This is a genomic window from Embleya sp. NPDC001921, from assembly GCF_053594475.1.
In genome coordinates, this window is record NZ_JBSFEO010000023.1 from 1 (window position 1) to 23,278 (window position 23,278).

Consider the following 23,278-nt stretch of genomic DNA (forward strand, 5'->3'; position numbering starts at 1 on the left):
GACGTGTGCTCTCCCGATCTCCGGCGCGGCGTGGGGGGGGGCGCCCGCCGCCGCCGCCTCCTGCGCCGGCGCGGCGGCCGGAGCCGGCGCCGCGGCACCGGTGCCGTCGTCGATCACGGCCAGCTCGGCGCCGACGTCGACCGTGTCGTCTTCCTGGGCCTTGATGGACACCAGAATGCCGGCGGCGGGGGAGGGGATCTCGGTGTCGACCTTGTCGGTCGAGACCTCGAGCAGGGGCTCGTCCAGCTCGACGCGCTCACCCTCCTGCTTGAGCCAGCGGGTGATGGTGCCCTCCTGCACGCTCTCGCCGAGCGCGGGCAGTGTTACGGAGACCGGCATGGGTCAATGACTCCTTCTCAACGCTTCAAGGCGTGTGTCTTGGATGACGGGGCGCGATTTCGGGGCGCGTCGTCAGTCGTGGACGTGCAGGGGCTTGCCCGCCAACGCGAGGTGGGCCTCGCCAAGCGCCTCGGACTGCGTCGGGTGCGGGTGGATGAGCTGGGCGACCTCGGCCGGCAGGGCCTCCCAGTTGTAGATCAGCTGGGCTTCCGAGGTCAGTTCGCCCATGCGGGCGCCGACCATGTGGATGCCGACGACCGGGCCGTCCTTGACCGAGACGACCTTGACCTGGCCGGTCGTCTTGAGGATCTGGCTCTTGCCGTTGCCGCCGAGGCTGTAGCTGATCGTGGCGAGCTTGTCCGAGCCGTAGCGCTCGACCGCCTGCGCCTCGGTGAGGCCGACCGAGGCCACCTCCGGGTCGCAGTAGGTCACGCGCGGCACGCCCGCGTAGTCGATCGGCACCGGGTTCAGCCCGGCGATCCGCTCGGCGACCAGAATGCCCTCGCCGAAACCGACGTGGGCGAGCTGAAGGGTGGGGATGAGGTCGCCCACGGCGGAGATGGTCGGCACGTTGGTGGCGCAGTACTCGTCCACCAGGACGTAACCGCGATCCATCGCGACGCCGGCCTCCTCGTAGCCCAGACCCGCCGAGACCGGGCCGCGACCGACGGCGACGAGCAGCAGCTCGGCCTCGATCTGCTTGCCGTTCTCCAGCGAGACCCGCACGCCCGCGTCGGTGTACTCGACACCGGCGAAGCGCGCGCCGAGCTCGAACTTGATGCCGCGGCGGCGGAAGGCACGCTCCAGGAGCTTGCTGCTCGCCTCGTCCTCCAGCGCCACCAGGTGCGGCAGCGCCTCGACGATGGTCACGTCCACGCCGAAGGACTTCCAGGCGCTGGCGAACTCGACGCCGATCACACCGCCGCCCAGGACCACCGCGGACCGCGGGACCCGGTCGAGCACGAGCGCGTGGTCGCTGTTGATCACGCGGTTGCCGTCGATCTCCAGGCCCGGCAGCGACTTGGGCACCGAGCCGGTCGCGAGTACCACGTGTCGACCCTCGTAGCGCTGCCCGTTCACCTCGACCGCGGTCGGCGACACGAGCTTGCCGGCGCCTTCGACGACGGTGATGTTGCGGCTCTTGATCAGTCCGGTCAAGCCCTTGAACAGGCGCGAGATGACGCCGTCCTTGTAAGCGTGCACGGCCGCGATGTCGATGCCGTCGAACGTCGACTTGACGCCGAACTGCTCGCTCTCACGAGTCTGGTCCGCGACCTCGCCCGCGTGCAGCAGGGCCTTGGTCGGGATGCAGCCGTTGTGCAGACACGTGCCGCCGAGCTTGCCCTTTTCGATGAGGACGACCCGCATACCGAGTTCGGCCGCGCGGAGGGCGCACGCATAGCCGCCGCTCCCGCCTCCGAGAATGACTACATCGAAAACGGCTCCGGCGTCGTTCGCCACGTCACGTCCTCCTGTGATTGCGATGCCCACCCGCGCGGGACGCGGCGGGGAGCACCCCCTTCTTGTGGAAGGTCTCAAGTGCCGGTACAACATCCTCCCACTTGTCGGGAGCGGCCGAGCACTCCGCCCCGGTGTTGCCTGTCCCACAAGGGCGGGGCGGAAATGGCGGACCGGGGGCACAACGTGCCGTTGCGACTCGTTGTTCCGACACGAACGCGACCGCCGCACCCCGGACGGACGCGATGACACGCGCGTACGACAGGAAGGAAATCCCCGTGGGGTTGTTCCGACGCAAACGCGGTGCCGGCGTGGACGCGCCCGACCGCAAGCAGGCCGCGGCAGCGGCCGCGCACCTGAGCGAGTTCGCGCGCGGCCGCAAGGGAGTCGAGGCGTACATCGAACCGGTGACCACCCTGAGCGGGACGACGGTGGTGTTCATCGCCGACACCGGGGAGTGGACCCGACGCCGGGTCGTCGACGCCGGCGCCGCGCGCACGCTCGCGCGCAAGCTCGGCATCCCGGTGTACGAGGCGGCGCTGGTGGGCTACCCGAAGCGGATGCGCGAGTGGACCCGCCGGCAGTCCGGCGAGGGATCCTGAGCGATCGGGGTCCGAGCGATCCGGGTCCACCCGGATCGGGTTCGGCCGGGGCGCCTGCGTGCCCCGGCCGAACCGGTCGAACCGGGATCGAGCCGGATCGAACCCACCGGACCGAACCATCCCCGGTGGGCGCGGAATCAGATCCGGTTGTCCGCGACGTCCTGCGCGACCTGGAGCAGCGAGCGCACCGCGACACCGGTGCCGCCCTTGGGCCGGTAGCCGCCGGCCTCGCCCTCGTGGAACGCGGGCCCGGCGATGTCCAGGTGCGCCCAACTGACGCCCTCGGCCACGAACTCCTGGAGGAAGAGACCGGCCACCAGGCCGCCGCCCATCCGCGAGCCCATGTTCTTGATGTCGGCGATCGGGGAGTCCATCGACTTGCGCAGCTCGGTCGGCAGCGGCATCGGCCAGGCCGGCTCGCCCGCGCGCGTCGCGGCGTCGTGCACGGCGCCGCGGAACGTGTCGTCGTTCGACATGATCCCGTACATGTCGTTGCCCAGCGCGACCATCATCGCGCCGGTCAGCGTCGCGACGTCGATCAGCATCTGCGGCGACTCCTCGCACGCGCGCGTGATCGCGTCGGCGAGCACCAGGCGGCCCTCGGCGTCGGTGTTGAGCACCTCGACCGTGCGACCGCCGTACATGCGCAGCACGTCGCCGGGACGGGTCGCGGTGCCGGAGGGCATGTTCTCGGCCAGCGCGAGCCAGCCGGTCACGTTGACCTCCAGGCCCAGCCGGGCCACCGCCGCGACCGCGCCCAGCACGGCCGCCGCGCCGCCCATGTCCATCTTCATGGTCTCGTTGGCGCCGGCCGGCTTGAGCGAGATGCCGCCCGAGTCGTAGGTGATGCCCTTGCCGACCAGCGCGATGGTGCGCTTGGCCTTGGGGTGCGTGTAGCCCATGCGGACCAGGCGCGGCTTGCTGGCCGAGCCCTGACCGACGCCCAGGATGCCGCCGAAGCCGCCCTTGGCGAGCGCCTTGTCGTCGAGCACCTCGACCTTGAAGCCGGCGTTCTTGCCGGTGTCCACCGCGATCGCGGCGAAGTCCTTCGGGTTGAGGTCGTTCGGCGGGGTGTTCACCAGGTCACGGGCCTGGTTGACGCTCTGCGCGGTGATCGCGGCGCGCTCGACGGCGGCCTTGGCGGCCTTGTCCCGGCCCTTGACGCCGAGCAGCACGACGTCCTTGACCGCGTCCTTGCGGCCCTCGCGGGACTTCTCCCGGTAGGTCTCGAACGAGTAGGCGCCGAGCAGCACGCCCTCCCCGAACGCACCGATCGCCTCCGCACCGGCGAGCGGCAGGGCGACGCCCGCCTTCTTGACGCCGGCGAGCGCCCGGGCGACGTTGCCGCCGGCGCGGCGCAGCGCGTCGTGGGTGAAACCGTCGGCGGGCTGCTCGCCCAGGCCGACCACGAGCACCAGCGGGGCCTTGGCCGCGCCGAAGGTCGGTACGCGGTGTAGTTCGCCCTCGGCGCCGGTGGCGTCGAGCGCGGACAGGGTGTCGGTGAGCCGGCCGTCGAAAGCCGCGGCGACGCTTTCGGCGCCCGCGGCGAGGACGGCGCCGTCCTCGCCCTTGACGGTGCCGATCACGAGCACGTCGGCGCGCAGGGAAAGGGCCGCGGTGGAGCCGATACTCAGTGTGGTCACGAGGATCCTGTCTCTCATCTCTCGGGGGTGCTGAGTGCCCGCACGATCGGTGGGGCACCGACGCGGCGATCCTTGCTCGGGATGCCTCGTCGAGCGGTGACGAGCCGTATGGAAGATACGTTCGCCTTCAGCATTTCACGCCTTCCCGGCAAACATCTCAGCCAGTGGACACGACCACCAGGACGACGCACCCGCAGACCTCCACGACCGCGCCCAGGACATCGCCGGTGATCCCGCCGAATCGGCGGGTGGTGTGCCGCAACAGCAGTGCGCCGGCGGCGAGTCCGGCGGCCGCCGCGCCGAACGCGCGCAGCCCCTCGAGCGGGCCCTGGAGCACGCCGTACGACCCGGCCGCGCCGAGCAGGACCAGCGACCACGCGAGCAGCACCCCGCGCCCGACCGTGCCCGCGACCATCGCGCCGAGCCCCTCCGGCCGCGCGGACGGTACGCCGGGGCCGCACGCGATGGACAGCGCCACGCGGCCGGTCACCGCGGCCAGCACCAGACCGGCCGCGGCCGGCCCGGGGCCGTGGTGCTGGAGGCGGACCAGCGCGCCGGTCTCGACGAGCACCAGGAACAGCAGGCTCAGTACGCCGAAGGGGCCGATGTCGGACGCCTTCATGATCCGCAGCGCGTCCGGCGCGGGCTTGGCCGAGCCGAGGCCGTCGGCGGTGTCGGCCAGGCCGTCCAGGTGCAGGCCGCGGGTGAGCAGCGCCAGGGTGCCGACCGCGAGCGCCGCCGCGGTGAGCGCACCGGTGCCCGCCCGTTCGGCGAGCACCAGCACGCCCGCCGCGAGGCCGCCCAGGACCAGGCCGACCAGCGGCGCGCACGCCATCGCGCGGCCCGCCACCGGGCCGTCCACCCGCTCCACCCGGACCGGGATCACCGACAACATGCCGAACGCCAGGCGCAGTCCGGCCGAGGTGGTGCCCGGGCTCACGGGGTGGGGTGCACCCGGGCCACCAGGTCGACCGCCGCGCGCAGCACCGGCAGCGCGAGCAGTGCGCCGACCGCCTCGCCGCCGCGCACCCGGTAGTCCAGCACCGGTTCCAGCGCGAGCCGGTCCAGCGCCTTGACGTGGCCCGGCTCGGGGGTGACGTGGCCGGCCAGCCACCAGTCGGGGGAGCGGTACGAGATCCGCTGGGCGACCAGCGCGGACGCGGCGGTGGCCACGTCGTCCAGCAGCACGGGAGTGCGCCGGATCGAGCACTGGAGCAGGAACCCGGTCATCGCCGCGAAGTCGGCCCCGCCGGACACGCCGAGCAGCCGCATCGGGTCGCCCAGCACCGGCCGCGCCCGACGCAGCGCGTCGCGGATCGTGGCGCACTTGCGGATCCAGGTCGCGTCGTCGATGCCGGAGCCGCGACCGATCACGGCCGCGGCGTCCATGCCGGTCAGCGCGCCGATCAGGACCGCCGCCGGAGTGGAGGCGGCGGCGCCCAACGAGCCGAGCAGCACCATGTCGGCGCCCGAGTCGATCTCCGCGTCGGCGGTGGCCATGCCGACCGCGAACGCGCGCTCGACCTCGCCGGGGGCGAGCGCGTCGGCGGTGTCCACGGGCGCGGACGCCCGGCGGATCCGGTCCCGCGAGACCTGCTCGGGGAACGCGTCGGGCTCGGCGTCGACGGCGATGTCGACGATCCGGATAGGCGCGTCCAGGCCGGCCGCGAACGTGGCCGCGGTCGAGGTGCCCTCCAACGTGGCCCGGACCTGGCGCGCGGTCCAGCCGGGGCGGCGCACCGACACGTCGTGGGCGGCGACGCCGTGGTCGGCGGCGAAGAGCACGACCCGGGGGGCGGCGATCGGCGCGGTGGTCTTGCCGCCTCGGACCGAGGCGAACCAGATCGCGAGGTCTTCGAGTCGGCCGTAGGCGTTCGGCGCGCCCGCGACGGCGACGAGGTGTTCGCGTACGCGGGCGCGGGCGTCGTCGTCGGGGCGCTCCACCTGTGCGGCCAGGGAGTCGAGGTCGATTGTCACCAGGTCAGGGTAGTTGTGCGGGCCCGGGCCCGTGGCGCGGGCGGGCCCGGTGGCCTCGGCCGGTCAGGACGCCGCGTGCCTCGCGCGGCGCGGGAGGCCGCGCAGGGTGAGCACCTGGCCGGCCACCACGAGCAGGACCTCGTCGGATTCGCCGGCGACGACGGCGTTGAGTCGGCCCAGTTCGTCCCGGAAGCGGCGGCCGGCCGGGGTGGGCGGGACCACGCCGCTGCCGACCTCGTTGCTGACGCCGACCACCGGGACGCGGCACGCGCGCCACGCGGCGGCCAGCGCGGCGACGTCGGCGCGCACCGCCTCGCGCGCGCCCGCCGCCCACCGGGCGTCGTCCCACGCGTCGTGCGCGTCCATCACGGCGGTCAACCACAGCGACAGGCAGTCCACCAGCAGCGGCTGCCGGGCCTCGGCGAGCAGCCGGGTCAGCTCGACCGACTCGGCGGTGCGCCAGGTGTCCGGGCGTCGTTCGCGGTGCAGGGCGACCCGTTCGGCCCATTCGGCGTCACCCTCGCGGGTACCGCCGGTGGCCACGTAGAGCACGTCCGGGCAGGCCGCCAGGCGCCGTTCGGCCTCGGCCGACTTGCCCGACCGGGCGCCGCCCAGGACCAGCGTGCGATGCGGGCGCGGGGTCGGTGAGGGATCCGCGCCGACCCGGACCAGACCGCCGTCCGGCACCGCGCGAGCCCCCCACGCGGCGAGCCGGCGGTGCAACTCCTCGCCGGGCGGCGACTCGTGCGACAGGTGCACCGCGAGCACGTCGGTGTCCTCGGTGACCGCGCCGTCGCGGCGCAGCGTGGCCAGCCGCTCCGGCCACGAGACCACGTCCAGGAGCACCACGTCGTAGTGCCCGCCCTCGCGTGTCCAGGCCCGGGTGGCCTCCGCCTCGGGCGGCAGCGTCGAGGGCGGCGCGTACAGCAGTCGCGTCCCGTCCGCGCCGGTCACCTCGTACGCGACCCGCCCGGGGGTGCCGCCGGGAAGGACGCGTATTCGGTGTCCGTCCAGCTCGAAGGCGTCCCCCTCGGCCACCTGTCGCCAGTGCGGTCCGCCCGCCGACGGCGCGGGCAGCCAGGCCGGCGGCGCGGACGGCGCGGCCACCTCGGCCAGCCCGGCGGCGGGCAGCCAGGCCAGCGGCGCGGACTCGGCCGGTCCGCTCAACAGCAGCCGGCGCACCCCGGTGAGCGGGTGTCCGGCCCGGGCGGCCGCGTGCGCGGGCTCGGGGCCGCAGTCCAGCAGCAGCGTGCCGTCCAGCAGCACGCACGCCGGTCCGCGCACCACGGGACCGGTGCAGCCCAGACACGAGGCACAGGTGCAGAACGGCTGGGGCCAGCCCTTGGGACCGGCCGTGCCGAGCAGCGTCAGCTCCATGGGTGTCGTCGTGCTCCTGGCTATGAGGTGGTCGGGCTTGATCTACTGTGCAGGTCTTTTGACGGTCCGAGATCCCGAGGTGAGGAGCCCGACATGTCGTGGGTGTGGCGGTATGAGGACGCGGACGGTGCCCCGGTCGACGGACCACAGGCGGAGGACTTCACCAACCAGTCGGACGCGGAGAGCTGGCTCGGCGAGATCTGGAAGGACCTGCTGGCGGCGGGCATCGAACAGGTGAGCCTGCTCGAGGACGATGCCGTCGTGTACGAGCACATGAGCCTGCGCGCCGCCGAGGGCTGAGCCGGCGCGGTCGAACGGATCGGGGGCGCGGCCGACGCCGCGCCCCCGATCGTGGCGAGCGGGTGCTACGGACGCGTCGCCGGGCTCACGGTGAGCGCCGGATCGCGGCTGACCACCGGGTCCAGGATCACGTCGATCCTGGTCAGCAGACCCTCGTCCAGGGTGACGCCGGCCGCCTTGACGTTCTCGTGCACCTGCTCCGGCCGGGACGCGCCGATGATCGCGGCGGACACGTTCGGGTTCTGCAGCACCCACGCGACGGCGAGCTGGGCGAGCGACAGGCCCGCCTCGTCGGCCAGCGGGCGCAGTTGCTGCACCCGGGTGAGCACGTCGTCGGTGAGCATCCGGGAGACGAAGTCCTGGCCGCCCTTGTCGTCGGTGGCGCGCGACCCGGCCGGCGGCGGCTGCCCCGGCAGGTACTTGCCGGTGAGCACGCCCTGGGCGATCGGCGACCAGACGATCTGGCCGAGCCCGAGCTCCTCGGAGGTCGGCACCACCTCGGCCTCGATCACCCGCCACAACATCGAGTACTGCGGCTGGTTCGAGATCAGCGGCACACGCAGCTCACGGGCGAGTTCGGCACCCGCGCGGATCTGCTCGGCGTTCCACTCCGAGACGCCGATGTACAGCGCCTTGCCGGCCCGGACCACGTCCGCGAAGGCCAGCATCGTCTCTTCCAGCGGCGTCTCGTGGTCGAACCGGTGCGCCTGGTACAGGTCGACGTAGTCGGTGCCCAGCCGGGACAGCGAACCGTCGATCGACTCCATGATGTGCTTGCGCGACAGACCCCGGTCGTTGCGGCCGGGGCCGGTGGGCCAGTACACCTTGGTGAAGATCTCCAGGCCCTCGCGGCGCTCACCCTCGAGTGCGCGACCCAGCACCGACTCCGCACGCGTCTCCGCGTACACGTCGGCGGTGTCGAACGTGGTGATCCCGCAGTCGAGCGCGGCCCGCACACACGCGAGCGCGGCGTCCTCTTCCACCTGGGAGCCGTGGGTGAGCCAGTTGCCGTACGCGATCTCGCTGATGACGAGACCGCTGCGGCCGAGGTGTCGGAAGTCCATGCGAACACCCTATGTCGGACACCCGCACGATGATCGGCCGCACCACCGCCCCCATCGGCCACAGGTGTCCGGGGCGTGCTCGCCCTAGCGCACCGTCTTCTCGCCGACCAGGTGCAGGACCGGCGCGATCAGCCGGTACGGGTCGCGCCGGGACGCGTCCTCCTCGCAGGCCAGCAGGTTCGTCCAGGCCTTCTGGCCGCGCGGCGGCTCGGCGTCGTCGGGCTGGAGGCCGCTGAAGACGCCCACGCCGTACCAGTCGAGCACCGGCGCGCCCAGGTCCGCGAGCACCGTGCACAGGCCCTCGACGGTGTCCGCGCGCAACGTGCCGCCGGCGGGGTTGGGGTACGTGGTCGCGGACAGGCCCTTGAGCGTCGCCGTCCACTGGGCCGCCGCGCCCGCGCGCATCGCCAGCGAGCCGGCGTTGCGCGAGGTGACCGAGATCAGACCGCCCTGGGTCATCATCCGGGCCAGCGCGGCGAGCATGCCGTCCGGCTCGGGCTGCGCCTCCAGCACGTCGTGGCACAGCGCCAGGTCGAAGCTGCCCGGCGGGAAGTGCCGGCCGGCCTCGGCGCCGTCGCCCTCCACCAGCCGGATCCGCCCCTGCACGTCGGCCGACTCCTGGGCCAGGTCCTCGTGCAGTCTGGTGAGCACATCGGTGTCGGTGTTCACCGAGGTGACGATGTGTCCGGCGCGGGCGAGCAGTATGCCGGGCGACGCGGGCCCGCAGCCGACGTCGAGCACCCGCAGCGGGCCCCGGTCGCGCAGCCGTGTCATGTGCTCGGCCAGTTGGCGGGCCACCAATTCGCGACGCACCTGCGTGTGCAGGTCGCCGGTCAGCCCGGTGATCGTGGTCATGCCACCTTCTCGCCTCGTTTGACCTGCGGCTTGGGCAGCCGCAGCCGACGGAGCTGGAGAGAGCGCATCAGCGCGTAGGGCGTGAGGCCCTTGAGGTTCTCCTTGGGGAACTTCGCCCGCAGCGCCTTCTTCATGCCCAGGTTGACTCGGATGGAGTCGAGGATGATCAGCAGGATCACCGCGATCCACAGGAACAGGGAGAAGTTCTTCACCGCCAGGCTGGGCAGGATGCTCAGGATCAGGATGATCACGGCCGAGGGCAGGAAGAACTCGCCGACCGTGTAGCGCGCGTCGACGTAGTCACGGGCGAACCGGCGCAGCGGTCCGCGGTCCCGGGCGGGCAGCGCCCGCTCGTCGCCGGTCAGCAGCGCCTGGCGCTGGGCCTCGCGTTCCTCGCGCATCCGCATCCGGGCCTGCTTGCGGGCCTGCTTGGGGTCCTTGGCGATGGACACCTTGGTCTTGCGGTTGGCCTGGGCGTCGCTGCGCTTGGGCGTGGGCCGGCCCTTGGGCGCCTGGGGGTCACGGACGGCCTGCTCACCCTGGGAACGCTCCAGGGACTGCTCGGCGGTCTCGGGCTCTGCGTGGGAACGTCGTCGGAACACCCTCAAAGCCTACGTGTTCGGGGTCGCCGGCATTTCAAGGCTCCCCGGATCCGGTGCGACGGGGATGCGGAACTCTCGCGGGCGGGAACACGTCAAGTGAGGCAAAGCCCTGCTGCCACAAGGTCGCTTGGGCATTTAGGCTTCAGGGAGCAGCACGGGTTGCCTACGAAGGGGGCACGCGAGGCCCATGAGCGGTGTAATGAAGCGAATGGCGATGATCTTCCGCGCGAAGGCCAACAAGGCCCTCGACAAGGCCGAGGATCCACGCGAGATGCTCGACTACTCGTACCAGAAACAACTTGAGCTGTTGCAGAAGGTACGTCGGGGCGTGGCCGATGTGGCGACCTCCCGCAAGCGGCTCGAGTTGCAGATGACCGGTCTGCAGCAGCAGTCGGGCAAGCTCGAGGACCAGGGCCGCAAGGCGCTGGCACTCGGTCGCGAGGATCTGGCCCGCGAGGCGCTCATGCGCCGCTCGGGTGTGCAGCAGCAGATCTCGGACCTCGGTACCCAGCACCAGAACCTCCAGGCGGAGGAGGAGAAGCTCGTCCTGGCCTCGCAGCGGCTGCAGGCCAAGGTGGACGCGTTCCGTACCCGCAAGGAGACGATCAAGGCGACCTACACGGCCGCCGAGGCCCAGGCGCGGATCGGTGGCGCGGTCGCGGGCATCTCCGAGGAGATGGGCGACGTCGGGCTCGCGATCCAGCGGGCCGAGGACAAGACCGCGCAGATGCAGGCCCGGGCGGGCGCGATCGACGAGCTGCTCGCCTCGGGCGCGCTCGACGACCCGACCGGGATGGCGAAGGACGACATCACCGCGGAGCTGGAGCGTTTGTCCAGCACGTCGGACGTGGAACTGGAGCTGGAGCGGATGAAGGCCGAGCTCTCCGGTGGCACCCCGCCGCCGGCGATCGGCCCCGGACAGCCCCGGCCGCGTTTCGACAAGCAGGGAGACGGCACATGATCGTTCGGATCGTGGGTGAGGGCCAGCTCGACGTCGCGGCGGAGCACCTGGATGTGCTCAATCGCTTCGACGACGAGCTTCAGGCCGCGATCGACGGCGGCGACGACGCCGCCTTCCGCGCGGCGCTGACGGCGCTCCTGTCCAAGGTCCGAGAGGTCGGCACCGCGGTGCCGGATGACGAGATCGTGCCCTCGGACCTGCTGTTGCCGGCCGAGGACGCCCATGTGGACGAGGTCAGGAAGATGCTGAGCGCGGACGGTCTGATCCCGGGCTGACGCGACTACCGCTCCTTCGTGCTGCGTGTGGGCGGTGTGCCCCGGGGACTCCCGGGCACACCGCCCGCTCACGTGTTACGGCAGTGCCAGCATGCGGTCGAGCGCGACCTTCGCGAACTTCTCGGTCTCCGCGTCCACCCGGATCCGGTTGACCACGTTGCCCTCGACCAGCGACTCCAGGGTCCACACCAGGTGGGGCAGGTCGATCCGGTTCATCGTCGAGCAGAAGCACACCGTCTTGTCCAGGAAGACGACCTGCTTGTCGGGATGCGCCGCGGCCACCCGGCGGACCAGGTTGAGCTCGGTCCCGATCGCCCACGCCGAACCCGGCTCGGCCGCGTCCAGCGTGTTGATGATGTATTCGGTCGAGCCGACGTAGTCGGCCGCGGTCACCACCTCGTGCCGGCACTCCGGGTGCACGAGCACGTTGACCCCGGGGATCCGGGCCCGTACGTCCTCGACCGAGCCCACGTCGAACCGCCCGTGCACCGAGCAGTGCCCGCGCCACAGGATCATCTTGGCCGCGCGCAGCTGCTCGCGGGTCAGGCCGCCGTTGGGCTTGTGCGGGTTGTACAGCACGCAGTCCTCGAGGCTCAGCCCCAGCTCCAGCACCGCGGTGTTGCGGCCCAGGTGCTGGTCGGGCAGGAACAGCACCTTCTCGCCCTGTTCGAAGGCCCAGTCCAGGGCGCGCCGGGCGTTGGAGGACGTGCATATCGTGCCGCCGTTGCGGCCGGTGAACGCCTTGATGTCGGCCGACGAGTTCATGTACGAGACCGGCACGGTCACATCCGCGATGCCCGCGTCGGCGAGCACGTCCCAGCACTCCTCGACCTGCTCCGACGTGGCCATGTCGGCCATCGAGCAGCCCGCGGCCAGGTCCGGCAGGATCACCTGCTGCTCGTCGGAGGTGAGGATGTCCGCGCTCTCGGCCATGAAGTGCACACCGCAGAAGACGATGTACGGCGCGTCCGGACGGGCCGCGGCCTCACGCGCGAGCTTGAACGAGTCGCCGGTCACGTCGGCGAACTCGATCACCTCGTCGCGCTGGTAGTGGTGGCCCAGGATGAACACCCGGTCGCCGAGCCGCTCCTTGGCCGCGCGGGCCCTGGCCACCAGGTTCGGGTCGGACGGCGACGGCAGGTCGCCGGGACACTCGACGCCCCGTTCGCTGCGCGGGTCGGCGGCGCGCCCGAGCATGAGCAGCGCGAGCGGCGTCGGCTGCACCCCCGGCGGCAGGTCCAGATCGTGTGTCGCGGTCACGGCGCGCACCTCTTCTCGTCTACTTGACACTAATAATCCTATCCTGTTCATGTCAGGTTGACGAGAGTGGGGGTGTGCGACCATGAATAAAACGCGAGGCCCCGAAGCATGATGTGGGAATAGGGCCGAGCCACCATCGGTTGCCGACGGTGGAAGTGGCGTACGAATGTCGAACCACCACGTGGGAGCTTGCAGATGACTGTCCAGGACGAGACCACCAAGACCGGTGGCATCCTCCTCAGCGATGAGGCGGCGGCCAAGGTCAAGACTCTGCTGGAGCAAGAGGGTCGCGACGATCTCGCGCTGCGCGTGGCCGTCCAGCCCGGCGGTTGTTCCGGCATGCGGTACCAGCTGTTCTTCGACGAGCGCTCGCTCGACGGCGACGTGGTGGCCGACTTCGGCGGCGTCTCGGTCGTCACCGACCGGATGAGCTCGCCGTACCTGAGCGGCGCGACCATCGACTTCGTCGACACGATCGAGAAGCAGGGCTTCACGATCGACAACCCGAACGCGGCCGGCTCCTGCGCGTGCGGCGACTCGTTCCACTGACGCCTCGCGACTGATCGGTCGCGACGCACTCCGCATACGACGACGCCGCGTCGACCCCTTCCGGGTCGGCGCGGCGTCGTCGTGTGCGGGGGGCGGAGGGGGTCTCGGGTCAGCCGGTGGAGAAGGGCTTGCCACCCGGCGTGACGGGCGCGCCGGTCTCGGCGTCGACGAGCGTGCGGGTGCCCAGCGGTGTGGGAAGGGTCACGTTCGCCTTGATCTCCACGGCCATCTCCGTGCAGACGTCGCCGGTGCGGGTGGTCTCCATGCGAACGGCGACCTGTGTCGCCGACTCGCTCGCGACCACGAGGCGGTTGGTCTCGCACTGGCCGCCCCACGACCACGCGGTCAGCGTGCGGCCGTCCGGGGCCACCGTGTAGCGGCTGAACCGGGTGTTGTCCTGGGCGGGGTAGTAGGTGTGCGGGGCGCCCGTGGGCAGGTTGGGCGAGGACGTGGAGGTGTCCGGGCCGGCGGCGTTGTCGCCGGCGGCGGGGGCGCCCGGTCGGGCCTGTGCGGCTCCGCCGGGTTGTACGGCTCCGCCGGGCTGTGTGGCCCCGCCCGGTTGTTGCGCGGCCGCGCCCGGATGGGTGGCTCCGCCGGTCGGGGCGCCGGGCTCGATCGGCGCGGCGGCGCCGGAGTCGGCGGTGGTCGAGCGGGGCGACTCCTCGCCGCCGAGTACCGCCCAGGTGCCGCCGCCTACGCCGAGCACCGCGACGATCGCGAGCCCGACGATCAACGGCCGCCGGCGTTCGGTGGGTTCGGGTCGAATTCCTTCGTCGTGCTCACCGTGGATAGGCATGGCGATTCGACGCGGCCGGCGCCGGGGCGGTTCCCCGGCCGGCGGTCAGTCGCCGTATTCGGACATGCCCGCGACCAGCGTCGCGCCGTGCGCGGGGACGTCGGTGGCGGGAGCGTGCGAACCGGCGGGCGCGGCCTTGATCGGCGTGCGCTCCGGGCCCGGGGTGGTCCACGACGCGTCGATGTGACGGCAGTCACCGCGCAGGTCATCGAGCGTCTCGGGCTCGGCCTGCGACGGCATCACGGGCATCGGGGACATTTCACGACTCCTTGTGCTGGGGATCCCCAGAGTAGGTCGCACGGAGCGTGACGGCACGGTGTACCGACCGGTAGTTTTCACAGGGCCGCCAGAGCGCGGTGGGATAACGTGTGCGAGTTTCCCCCCTCTCGTACACCCCGTACGTCACCCCTCCCCGTACTCCACCTAGGAGACACGCGCCATGCGCATTGCCGTGACCGGGTCGATCGCCACCGACCATCTGATGACGTTCCCGGGTCGGTTCTCCGACCAGCTCGTCTCGGACAAGCTGCACGTGGTCTCGCTGTCCTTCCTCGTCGACAAGCTGGACATCCGGCGCGGCGGCGTGGCGCCGAACATCTGCTTCGGGATGGGGTGTCTGGGACTGTCGCCGATCCTGGTCGGCGCCGCCGGGGCCGACTTCGTCGACTACCGGTCGTGGTTGGACCGGCACCACGTGGACACCGAGTCGGTGCACATCTCGCCGACGCACCACACCGCGCGGTTCGTCTGCACGACGGACGAGGAGCACAACCAGATCGCCTCCTTCTATACGGGTGCGATGAGCGAGGCGCGGGAGATCGAACTTCGGCCGGTGGCCGACCGCGTCGGCGGCCTGGACCTGGTCGTGATCGGCGCGAACGACCCCGAGGCGATGTTGCGGCACAGCGACGAGTGCCGGGACCGGGGCTATCCGTTCGCGGCGGACCCCTCGCAGCAGTTGGCCCGGATGGACGGCGAGGACATCCGGCGGCTCATCGACGGTGCGGCGTACCTGCTCACCAACGAGTACGAGAGCGCGCTGATCGTGCAGAAGAGCGGTTGGTCCGAGGCGGACATCCTGAAGAAGGTCGGCGTCCGGGTCACCACGCTCGGTCCGAGCGGGGTCAAGGTCGAGCAGGCGGGCGAGGAGACCATCGTCGTGCCTTGTCCCGTGGAGGACGCCAAGGTCGACCCGACGGGTGTGGGGGACGGGTTCCGGGCCGGGTTCCTGTCGGGGATCTCGTGGGGGTTGTCGCTGGAGCGGGCGGCGCAGGTGGGGAACATGGTGGCGACGTTGGTGATCGAGACGGTCGGCACGCAGGAGTACACGTTGCGGCGGGCCTCGTTCCTGGGCCGGTTCGCTGCCGCGTATGGGGATGTGGCCGCGGCTGAGGTTTCGGCGCACGTTCCGATCTGAACTCGGCTTCCGGGTGGCGGTGGCCTCATGCGCCGGCCGGGCCGGGTGGTGGCTCGGCCGGGCCAGGGTGGGATTTGGAGTCGGTGGGGTGGGGTTGGGGTCAGGAGTGGCGGCGGACCACGTAGGCGGTGCCTGGGGGGTGGGGGGTGGCGTGGAGGAATTCGTGGCCGGTCATTTCGCACCAGGCGGGGATGTCCAGGGCCGAGGCCTCGTCGTCGGAGAGGACGGTGACCAGGGTGCCGTCCTCGACGTCGAGGATGCGCTTGGCCAGTTCGATCACGGGGATGGGGCAGCGGCGACCGAGGGCGTTGACGATCACGCCTTCCGGTGGCGTCGGCGTGGGGGTGGGGGTGTGGGCCACCACCGCGCGGAGGTTCGAGACCAGGCCGGGGAGCAGCGCCAGGAAGCGGTCGACCTCGGCCTCGGGGACGCCGCGGGGCAGTGAGACGCGGATGTTGCCCTGGGACAACACGCCCATCGCCTCCAGGACATGGCTGGGGGTCAGCGTCGAGGACGTGCACGAGGAGCCCGAGGACACCGCGAAGCCGGCCTTGTCCAACTCGGTCAGCAGGGCCTCGCCGTCGACGTACAGGCAGGAGAAGGTGACGATGTGCGGGAGGCGGTCGACCGGATCGCCGACCACCTCGACGTCGGGCACCGTTTCGCGAACGCGGGTGCGAATGCGGTCGATCAGCCCGGACAGTCGGCGATCCTCGTCGGCCGACTCGGTGCTCACCGCGCCCAGCGCCACCGCCGCCGCGACGATCGCCGGGACGTTCTCGAAGCCGGGCACGCGGCGCGCCTCGCGCTCGTCGTAGGGCAGGGCCGACGTGTACCGGGTGCCCTTGCGCACCACGAGCAGGCCGACCCCCGCCGGTCCACCCCATTTGTGCGCGCTCGCGGTCAGCACCGACCAGCCGTCCGGCACCGACTGCCGGCCCACCGACTGCGCGGCGTCCACGAGCAGGGGCACACCCGCCGCCTGACACGCCGTCACCACCTCGGCGATCGGCTGGACCGTGCCCACTTCGTGGTTGGCGCTCTGCACGCACGCGAGCGCGGTGTCCGAACGAAGCGCCGACGCGAACGCCGCCATGTCGAGTCGGCCCGTACGGTCCACCCCCGTCCGGGTGATTTCCGCGACCGTTCCGAGCTGCTCCGAACGGGCCGCGTGGGTGTCGGCGGTGTGCAGAACGGAGGAGTGTTCGACCGCGCCGAGGACCACGTGCGCGCCCACTCGGCGCCGGCCGGCGAGCACGCCGAGCATGCCCAACTGGACCGCCTGTGTCCCGGATGTGGTGAATGACACTTCATCAGGTCGGGCGCCCAGAACGGACGCCACCGTCTCGCGCGCCGCGTCGAGCAGCATGCGGGCGCGCCTGCCGTCGTAATATCCGCGCGCGGGATCGGCCCAGCCCTCGTCGAGAGTGCTCAGGAAGGCCGCTTTCGCGGCCGGGTGCAGCGGTTCGGTGGAGGCCGCGTCGAAATACGCCATGCGTCGGACGTTAGCCAATATCCGAATCCCGGACGCGTTCGGGCCGTTCGCCCGAACGGACGCACCGGCACATCTACCCGGCCCGCCACACCAGACCTCCGCGCGCGACCCGAATAGGGCTGGAGTAGGGTTTGGCCCGCAGAAACATCCATACCTGTCCGCGCAACGGGTCGTCAGGGAAGAAAAGTTCCCCACCGTGACTCGCGCGCGGGCGAGACATTCGGGAAGGCGCTACGTGAGTCCCTACGGCTCCGACCGCTCGCCGCGGCGCTGGATGCGGCGCAGGGTGCCGCAGCTGCTGGCTCTGGGCCTCGTCACCGCGACCGCCACCGGCTGCTCCGTCGATTCCAAGGACCTGCCGAGACTCGGCCTGCCCAACCCTGTCACCGAGCAGGGTCCGCGAGTCCTGTCGCTCTGGCAGGGCGCCTGGATTGCAGCGCTGATCGTCGGGGCCGTGGTGTGGGGGCTCATCCTGTGGAGCGTCGCGTTCCACCGCCGGTCGCGTACCAAGATCGAGATCCCGCCGCAGACGCGCTACAACCTCCCCATCGAGGTTTTGTACACGGTCATCCCCGGCATCATGATCGCGGTCTTCTTCTACTTCACCGCGCGTGACGAGACCAAGCTCGAAGAACTCTCCAAGAACCCCGACAACACGATCAACGTGGTCGGCGTGCAGTGGAGCTGGTCCTTCAACTATCAGGGCGACCCGGCCGACGGCACGGTCGACGTCTACGAGCAGGGCACGCCCGGCAAGCCGCCGACGCTGTACCTGCCGGTGAAGGAGTCGGTGCGGTTCGATCTGACCTCGCCGGACGTCATCCACTCGTTCTGGGTCCCGAACTTCTTGTACAAGAAGGACATCATCCCGGGCCGCACGAACAAGTTCGAGGTCGTTCCGACGAAGAAGGGCACGTACGGCGGCAAGTGCGCCGAACTGTGCGGCGTGGACCACTCGCGCATGCTCTTCAACGTGAAGATCGTGGACAAGGCCGTTTACGTCCAGCACCTGAAGGACCTGGCCGCGAAGGGCCAGACCGGCTGGCTGCGCAGCAAGATCAACGAGCCTGCCCCCGTTGAAGCGCACGGGAAGAAGTGACGAGTGACAATCCTCAGTGAGCCACAGACCGTGGCCCCGGACGGACCTGCGCCGGTCCGGCGCAAGGAGCCCGGGAACATCGTCATCAAGTGGATGACGACCACGGACCACAAGACGATCGGGTCGATGTACCTGATCACCTCCTTCGTCTTCTTCTGCATCGGTGGTGTGCTCGCGCTGGTCATGCGCGCGGAGCTGGCCCGCCCCGGTACGCAGTTCATCTCGAACGAGCAGTTCAACCAGTCGTTCACGATGCACGGCACGATCATGCTGCTGATGTTCGCGACGCCGCTGTTCGCGGGCTTCACGAACTGGATCATGCCGCTGCAGATCGGCGCCCCCGACGTCGCGTTCCCGCGCTTGAACATGTTCGCCTACTGGCTCTACCTGTTCGGCTCGATCATCGCGGTGGCCGGCTTCATCACCCCGCAGGGTGCCGCCGACTTCGGCTGGTTCGCGTACGCGCCGCTGTCCGACGCGGTGCGCTCGCCGGGCATCGGCGGCGACATGTGGATCATGGGTCTGGCGATGTCGGGCTTCGGCACCATCCTGGGTGCCGTCAACTTCATCACCACGATCATCTGCATGCGCGCGCCCGGTCTGACCATGTTCCGGATGTCGATCTTCTGCTGGAACGTGCTGCTGACCTCGGTCCTGGTCCTGATGGCGTTCCCGGTCCTGGCCGCCGCGCTGTTCGCGCTGGAGGCCGACCGCAAGTTCGGCACACACATCTTCGATCCGGCCAACGGCGGACCGATCCTGTGGCAGCACCTCTTCTGGTTCTTCGGCCATCCCGAGGTGTACATCATCGCGTTGCCGTTCTTCGGCATCGTGTCGGAGATCATCCCGGTCTTCGCGCGCAAGCCGATGTTCGGTTACAAGAGCCTGATCGCCGCGACCATCTCGATCGCGGGCCTGTCGGTCACCGTGTGGGCGCACCACATGTTCCCGACCGGCGCGGTCATGCTGCCGTTCTTCTCCTTCATGACGTTCCTGATCGCCGTACCGACCGGCGTCAAGTTCTTCAACTGGATCGGCACCATGTGGCGCGGCTCGTTGTCCTTCGAGACACCGATGTTGTGGACCGTGGGCTTCCTGGTGACCTTCGCCTTCGGTGGTCTCACCGGCGTCATCCTCGCGTCGCCGCCGCTGGACTTCCACGTCTCGGACACCTACTTCGTGGTGGCGCACTTCCACTACGTGGTGTTCGGCACCGTGGTGTTCGCGATGTTCGCGGGCTTCCACTTCTGGTGGCCCAAGTTCACCGGCAAGATGCTCGACGAGCGGCTGGGCAAGATCACCTTCTGGACGCTGTTCATCGGCTTCCACACCACGTTCCTGGTGCAGCACTGGCTGGGTGCCGAGGGCATGGCCCGTCGGTACGCGGACTACCTGGCCAAGGAAGGCTTCACCACGCTCAACACGATCTCGACCCTGGGCTCGTTCCTGCTGGGTCTGTCGATCCTGCCGTTCTTCTACAACATCTGGAAGACGCACAAGTACGGCAAGAAGATCACCGTGGACGACCCGTGGGGCTACGGCCGTTCGCTGGAGTGGGCGACCTCCTGCCCGCCGCCGCGGCACAACTTCACGAGCATTCCGCGGATCCGTTCCGAGGCTCCCGCGTTCGACCTCCACCACCCGGAGATCGCCGCGCTGGAGTACCTCACCGACGAGCGTTCCGAGGCGTCGCCCGAGCTGGCGAAGGGAGCCGAGAAGTGAAGTTCAACGGTGTCCTGTTCGCAGTCCTGGCCGTGTTCCTGCTGCCGGTGACGATCATCTACTGGTTGTTGTCCGAGGACCCGACCGGTACGACCGCCTTGGCGCTGACGTTCGGCCTGGCGCTGATGATCGGGTTCTACCTGATCTTCACCGCGCGCCGGATGGACCTGCTCGCGCAGGACAACGAAGAGGGCGAGATCGCCGACGACGCCGGCGAGCTGGGCTTCTTCGCTCCGCACAGCTGGCAGCCGCTGCTGTTGGCGACCGGTTCGGCGCTGCTGTTCCTGGGCGTCATCTTCGGCTGGTGGCTGGCGATGTTCGCCGCGCCGTTCGTCGCGATCGGCGTCTTCGGCTGGGTCTTCGAGTTCTACCGGGGTGCGGACCAGCGCTACTAGCGCCACCGATTCGCAACCTTCGCAACACGGTTTTGCCACAAGGCCGATCACCCTGATGGGTGGTCGGCCTTGTGTGATATCTACAGAGGACTCCCTGACGCCCCCGAATGTCACCGGTGTGTGACCGTTCGGCGGTTGTAGCAACCCGAACCGGGGGTCGACGCGTCAAATGGACGCAAGGGAGTACCAGGACGAGGGAGGAACACGCGTGCCCCGGATACACGGAGCATCGCGCACGGGGGCAGCGGGCGGCGGCATACGCCTCTTCGCGGGACTCATGGTGGCGCCGCTCATATTCATCGCAGGCTGCTCGTCCGACGGCGGCAAGACCGATCCCGGCGGCTCGACCGGTGGCAACTCCGGCGGCGCCGGCAGCGGTCCGAACAAGAAGGTCGCCGCGGCACCCGCCACGATCGCGATCACTCCCGCCGACGGCACCAAGAGTGTGGAGACCGACGGCGCGCTCAAGGTCGACGCGACCGGCGGCAAGCTCACCTCGGTCGTGGTCACCGACGCCAAGGGCAAGGCCGTCGACGGGCAGATCAGCCCGGACGGAATCGGCTGGAAGCCGGACGCCCCGTTGGCCAACGGCGGCGCCTACACGGTCGCGGCCAAGGCCGCCAACGCCGACGGCGCCGAGGTCACCGCGCAGAGCAAGTTCAACACCAAGGCCGCCGACGACACGTTCGTGGCCGACTTCAACATCGAGCCGGACAGCACGTGGGGCGTCGGCGCGATCATCTCGCTCAAGTTCAACGAGCCGATCAAGGACAAGGCCGCGATCGAGCGCAACCTCAAGGTCGTCTCGGAGCCCGCGGTGCAGGGCTCGTGGTCCTGGCTCAAGGACCTCGACGGCAACGACCGGATCGACTACCGCCCGGAGAAGTACTGGGCGAGCGGTACGAAGGTCAACCTCAAGGCCAACCTGACCGGCGCGAAGGCGGCGCCGGGTGTCTACGGCAAGCAGACCAAGGACATCAAGTTCACCATCGGCCGCTCGCTGGTGGCCACCGCGGACCTCAAGTCCAAGCACATGGTGATCACCAAGGACGGGGCCCAGATCGAGAACCTGCCGATCTCGGCGGGCGGCCCCAGCTTCCCGACCTGGGGCGGCACGATGGTCGTGCTCGACAAGGTCGACGGCATCACGATGGACTCCGAGACGGTCGGCCTGGGCGACGCGTACAACATGAAGAACGTGCGGCACGCGGTGCACCTGACCGCGTCCGGCACGTACGCGCACGGCGCGCCCTGGAACGAGGGCAAGTTCGGCCGACAGAACGACAGCCACGGGTGTATCGGGCTGAGCGCGTCCAACGCCAAGACGTTCTTCGACCTGGTCACCCAGGGCGACCCGGTGGAGATCCTCAACAGCACCGACAAGACGGTCAAGGCCGGCAACGGGCTCGGCGGCTGGAGCGTCGACTGGGCGACCTGGCTCAAGGGCAGCGCGCTCACCGGGGGCGGCGCGGCCGGCACCCCGGCGGCGTAGCAAGTCTCACACGGTAGGGCGAACCGCCCGATCGCGCGACCCGGCCGGCGGCCGGAGTCAGGCGATCGGGCGGTTTGTGTTTTTATCCGAATGAACCGGGTCGTTCCCGGCCACTCTCGATGCACCAACTCCGCGTCATCCGCGCTCGGCGAGCACGGATGTACGGTGATCGGCCGGCACGGCTGGAGGTCATGAGTGAATCGGGACAGAGCTGTTCGCGTCCGCCGGCTCGGCTGGGTCCTCGCGTCGGCGCTGCCACTCGTGTTCGTGGCCGGATGCGGGACGTGGGAGAAGCAGCGCACCGCCGAGATCGACCGACCCGCCAAGAGCGTGGCCCGCGTCGCGGTGGACGTGCGCACCGATCGGCCCGCCCAGCCGGGCCGGCCGATCACCGTCACCGCCGGCGACGGGCGGCTGTACGCGGTGAGCCTGGTGGGCCCGGACGGCAAGCCGGTGCCGGGCGGCAACACGGCCGGCGACACGACGTGGTCCAACTCCGAACCGCTGGCCTACGGCAGCAGGTACACGCTGACCGCGTCCGCCGTCGACGCGTACGGGCTGACCTCGACCCGGACCGAGTCGTTCACCACGCTCACGCCGGACGCCGAGACGCACGTGGACTCGGTGCTGCCGGAGGCCGACTCGACGGTGGGCGTGGGCATGCCGATCACGGTCACCCTGGAGCGGCCGGTCACCGACCCGGCACGGCGTGCCGAGGTGGAGCGGCGACTCCAGGTGTCCGCGTCCACGCCGGTCGAGGGCGCGTGGGGCTGGGTGGACGACACGACCGTGCGCTATCGGCCCAAGGACTACTGGCCGGTGAACACCAGGGTCTCGGTGGCCACCAGTCTGATCGGCGTCGACTTCGGGAACGGCGTCTACGGCGGCCCCGGCAAGGTGGTGGACTTCGAGGTCGGCGACGCCGTGGTCGCGACCGTGGACTCCGCGGCGCACACGCTGACCTTCGAGCGCAACGGCGTCGACGTCAAGACGATGCCGGTGACCACCGGCAAGCCCGGTTTCACCACCCGGTCGGGCATCAAGGTGGTGCTCGGCAAGTCGCCGCACGTGTTGATGGACGGCACCACGGTGGGCATCTCCGCGGACAGCAGCGACGGCTACCGGCTGGACGTCTTCTGGGCCACCCGGGTCACCTGGAGCGGCGAGTTCGTGCACGCGGCCCCGTGGTCGGTGAGTTCGCAGGGCCGGGAGAACGTGAGCCACGGCTGCGTCGGGATGAGCGACGAGAACGCCAAGTGGTTCTACGACCAGATCAAGGTCGGCGACGTGGTCACCGTGGTGAACACCGGTGACGCCAAGGCCATGGAGCCGATCGGCAACGGCTACGGCGAGTGGAACCTGGACTGGTCGCAGTGGCTGACCCACAGCACGACCGGCCCGGCCACCACCCGGAAGCTCTGACGCGGCGTCCGACACCTTCGAGCCCGCCGCCCGCCGCCCGGTGCCCCGGTGAAGGGGCTGTACGGCCGTCTGCGGGGCGCGACGCGAAGGGCCCCACCGGGAAGATCCGGTGGGGCCCTTCGTCGTTCCTGCGCGTCCTACGGGTCGTGCCGATGTGGCGTCAGCAGCCCGGCCCCGG

At 70.4% G+C, this 23,278-nt stretch carries 24 protein-coding genes; 11 read left to right on the forward strand and 13 right to left on the reverse strand.

Annotated features, from left to right (window positions below; translation table 11 throughout):
- Both ACWCPW_RS25575 and lpdA read right to left on the reverse strand, forming a co-directional pair.
- Positions 1-339 (reverse strand): biotin/lipoyl-containing protein (locus ACWCPW_RS25575; protein ID WP_449763937.1); only part of this gene is annotated, 339 nt, incomplete at its 3' end.
- Between the two features lie 72 nt (positions 340-411).
- Positions 412-1,800, reverse strand: a complete 1,389-nt coding sequence (lpdA, locus tag ACWCPW_RS25580) for a dihydrolipoyl dehydrogenase (protein ID WP_449763938.1) — start codon at positions 1,798-1,800, stop codon at positions 412-414.
- Between the two features lie 275 nt (positions 1,801-2,075).
- On the opposite strand from lpdA, the gene ACWCPW_RS25585 reads away from it, so the two are divergent.
- Entirely contained in the window at positions 2,076-2,399 is a 324-nt protein-coding gene (locus tag ACWCPW_RS25585) for a hypothetical protein (RefSeq protein WP_449763939.1), read from the forward strand.
- Between the two features lie 137 nt (positions 2,400-2,536).
- Here the strand turns inward: ACWCPW_RS25585 and ACWCPW_RS25590 are convergent, their stop codons facing one another.
- The 4 genes from ACWCPW_RS25590 to ACWCPW_RS25605 form a co-directional block, all read right to left on the reverse strand.
- Positions 2,537-4,042 (reverse strand): leucyl aminopeptidase, encoded by a 1,506-nt coding sequence (locus ACWCPW_RS25590; RefSeq protein ID WP_449763940.1) that lies wholly within the window; start codon positions 4,040-4,042, stop codon positions 2,537-2,539.
- A 157-nt stretch (positions 4,043-4,199) separates the two neighbouring features.
- A complete protein-coding gene (locus ACWCPW_RS25595; RefSeq protein ID WP_449763941.1) occupies positions 4,200-4,982 on the reverse strand; it encodes an adenosylcobinamide-GDP ribazoletransferase in 783 nt (260 codons plus the stop codon).
- Positions 4,979-6,019 carry a nicotinate-nucleotide--dimethylbenzimidazole phosphoribosyltransferase gene (locus tag ACWCPW_RS25600; RefSeq protein ID WP_449763942.1) on the reverse strand — a complete coding sequence of 347 codons (1,041 nt, stop codon included), beginning with the start codon at positions 6,017-6,019 and terminating at the stop codon, positions 4,979-4,981. The genes ACWCPW_RS25595 and ACWCPW_RS25600 overlap by 4 nt, the downstream gene beginning before the upstream one ends.
- Before the next feature lie 63 nt (positions 6,020-6,082).
- Positions 6,083-7,396 (reverse strand): bifunctional adenosylcobinamide kinase/adenosylcobinamide-phosphate guanylyltransferase, encoded by a 1,314-nt coding sequence (locus ACWCPW_RS25605; protein ID WP_449763943.1) that lies wholly within the window; start codon positions 7,394-7,396, stop codon positions 6,083-6,085.
- Positions 7,397-7,489: 93 nt separating this feature from the next.
- Between ACWCPW_RS25605 and ACWCPW_RS25610 the strand changes: the two genes are divergently transcribed.
- Entirely contained in the window at positions 7,490-7,696 is a 207-nt protein-coding gene (locus ACWCPW_RS25610) for a hypothetical protein (protein ID WP_406295881.1), read from the forward strand.
- A 65-nt stretch (positions 7,697-7,761) separates the two neighbouring features.
- Here ACWCPW_RS25610 and ACWCPW_RS25615 read toward each other — a convergent pair whose 3' ends face one another.
- The 3 genes from ACWCPW_RS25615 to ACWCPW_RS25625 form a co-directional block, all read right to left on the reverse strand.
- The gene (locus ACWCPW_RS25615; protein WP_449763944.1) at positions 7,762-8,760 is read right to left on the reverse strand and encodes an aldo/keto reductase family protein; all 999 of its coding nucleotides are present in this window, start codon (positions 8,758-8,760) and stop codon (positions 7,762-7,764) included.
- 84 nt (positions 8,761-8,844) lie between these two features.
- Positions 8,845-9,615, reverse strand: coding sequence for a class I SAM-dependent methyltransferase (locus tag ACWCPW_RS25620; protein ID WP_449763945.1), 771 nt, complete (start codon positions 9,613-9,615; stop codon positions 8,845-8,847).
- Positions 9,612-10,217: a DUF3043 domain-containing protein gene (locus ACWCPW_RS25625; protein ID WP_449763946.1), complete on the reverse strand. Its 606-nt coding sequence runs from the start codon at positions 10,215-10,217 to the stop codon at positions 9,612-9,614. Before ACWCPW_RS25625 ends, ACWCPW_RS25620 begins: the two co-directional genes overlap by 4 nt.
- 187 nt (positions 10,218-10,404) lie before the next feature.
- Here ACWCPW_RS25625 and ACWCPW_RS25630 point away from each other — a divergent pair, with 187 nt between their 5' ends.
- Both ACWCPW_RS25630 and pspAA read left to right on the forward strand, forming a co-directional pair.
- A complete protein-coding gene (locus ACWCPW_RS25630) occupies positions 10,405-11,178 on the forward strand; it encodes a PspA/IM30 family protein (protein WP_079026675.1) in 774 nt (257 codons plus the stop codon).
- Complete coding sequence (gene pspAA, locus ACWCPW_RS25635; RefSeq protein WP_395862286.1) at positions 11,175-11,453, forward strand: PspA-associated protein PspAA; 279 nt, start codon at positions 11,175-11,177, stop codon at positions 11,451-11,453. Before ACWCPW_RS25630 ends, pspAA begins: the two co-directional genes overlap by 4 nt.
- A 75-nt stretch (positions 11,454-11,528) precedes the next feature.
- Here the strand turns inward: pspAA and nadA are convergent, their stop codons facing one another.
- A complete protein-coding gene (gene nadA / locus ACWCPW_RS25640; RefSeq protein WP_449763947.1) occupies positions 11,529-12,764 on the reverse strand; it encodes a quinolinate synthase NadA in 1,236 nt (411 codons plus the stop codon).
- A gap of 144 nt (positions 12,765-12,908) precedes the next feature.
- Here nadA and ACWCPW_RS25645 point away from each other — a divergent pair, with 144 nt between their 5' ends.
- Positions 12,909-13,262, forward strand: a complete 354-nt coding sequence (locus ACWCPW_RS25645) for a HesB/IscA family protein (protein ID WP_395862290.1) — start codon at positions 12,909-12,911, stop codon at positions 13,260-13,262.
- Positions 13,263-13,371: 109 nt separating this feature from the next.
- Here ACWCPW_RS25645 and ACWCPW_RS25650 read toward each other — a convergent pair whose 3' ends face one another.
- Both ACWCPW_RS25650 and ACWCPW_RS25655 read right to left on the reverse strand, forming a co-directional pair.
- Entirely contained in the window at positions 13,372-14,058 is a 687-nt protein-coding gene (locus ACWCPW_RS25650; RefSeq protein ID WP_449763948.1) for a hypothetical protein, read from the reverse strand.
- A gap of 45 nt (positions 14,059-14,103) precedes the next feature.
- A complete protein-coding gene (locus ACWCPW_RS25655; protein ID WP_449763949.1) occupies positions 14,104-14,316 on the reverse strand; it encodes a hypothetical protein in 213 nt (70 codons plus the stop codon).
- 181 nt (positions 14,317-14,497) lie between these two features.
- On the opposite strand from ACWCPW_RS25655, the gene ACWCPW_RS25660 reads away from it, so the two are divergent.
- Positions 14,498-15,475, forward strand: a complete 978-nt coding sequence (locus ACWCPW_RS25660; protein WP_449763950.1) for a carbohydrate kinase family protein — start codon at positions 14,498-14,500, stop codon at positions 15,473-15,475.
- A 100-nt stretch (positions 15,476-15,575) separates the two neighbouring features.
- Here ACWCPW_RS25660 and ACWCPW_RS25665 read toward each other — a convergent pair whose 3' ends face one another.
- Entirely contained in the window at positions 15,576-16,970 is a 1,395-nt protein-coding gene (locus ACWCPW_RS25665) for an aminotransferase class V-fold PLP-dependent enzyme (protein ID WP_449763951.1), read from the reverse strand.
- A 235-nt stretch (positions 16,971-17,205) separates the two neighbouring features.
- On the opposite strand from ACWCPW_RS25665, the gene ctaC reads away from it, so the two are divergent.
- From ctaC to ACWCPW_RS25690, 5 genes are all read left to right on the forward strand, one after another.
- Entirely contained in the window at positions 17,206-18,069 is an 864-nt protein-coding gene (ctaC, locus tag ACWCPW_RS25670) for an aa3-type cytochrome oxidase subunit II (RefSeq protein ID WP_449763952.1), read from the forward strand.
- Between the two features lie 3 nt (positions 18,070-18,072).
- Entirely contained in the window at positions 18,073-19,791 is a 1,719-nt protein-coding gene (gene ctaD / locus ACWCPW_RS25675; RefSeq protein ID WP_449763953.1) for an aa3-type cytochrome oxidase subunit I, read from the forward strand.
- On the forward strand, positions 19,788-20,186 hold the full coding sequence (locus tag ACWCPW_RS25680; protein WP_395862304.1) for a cytochrome c oxidase subunit 4: 399 nt from the start codon (positions 19,788-19,790) through the stop codon (positions 20,184-20,186). The genes ctaD and ACWCPW_RS25680 overlap by 4 nt, the downstream gene beginning before the upstream one ends.
- 208 nt (positions 20,187-20,394) lie before the next feature.
- Positions 20,395-21,678: an Ig-like domain-containing protein gene (locus ACWCPW_RS25685; RefSeq protein ID WP_449763954.1), complete on the forward strand. Its 1,284-nt coding sequence runs from the start codon at positions 20,395-20,397 to the stop codon at positions 21,676-21,678.
- Between the two features lie 195 nt (positions 21,679-21,873).
- Positions 21,874-23,100, forward strand: a complete 1,227-nt coding sequence (locus ACWCPW_RS25690) for an Ig-like domain-containing protein (protein ID WP_449763955.1) — start codon at positions 21,874-21,876, stop codon at positions 23,098-23,100.
- Positions 23,101-23,278: the final 178 nt, after the last annotated feature.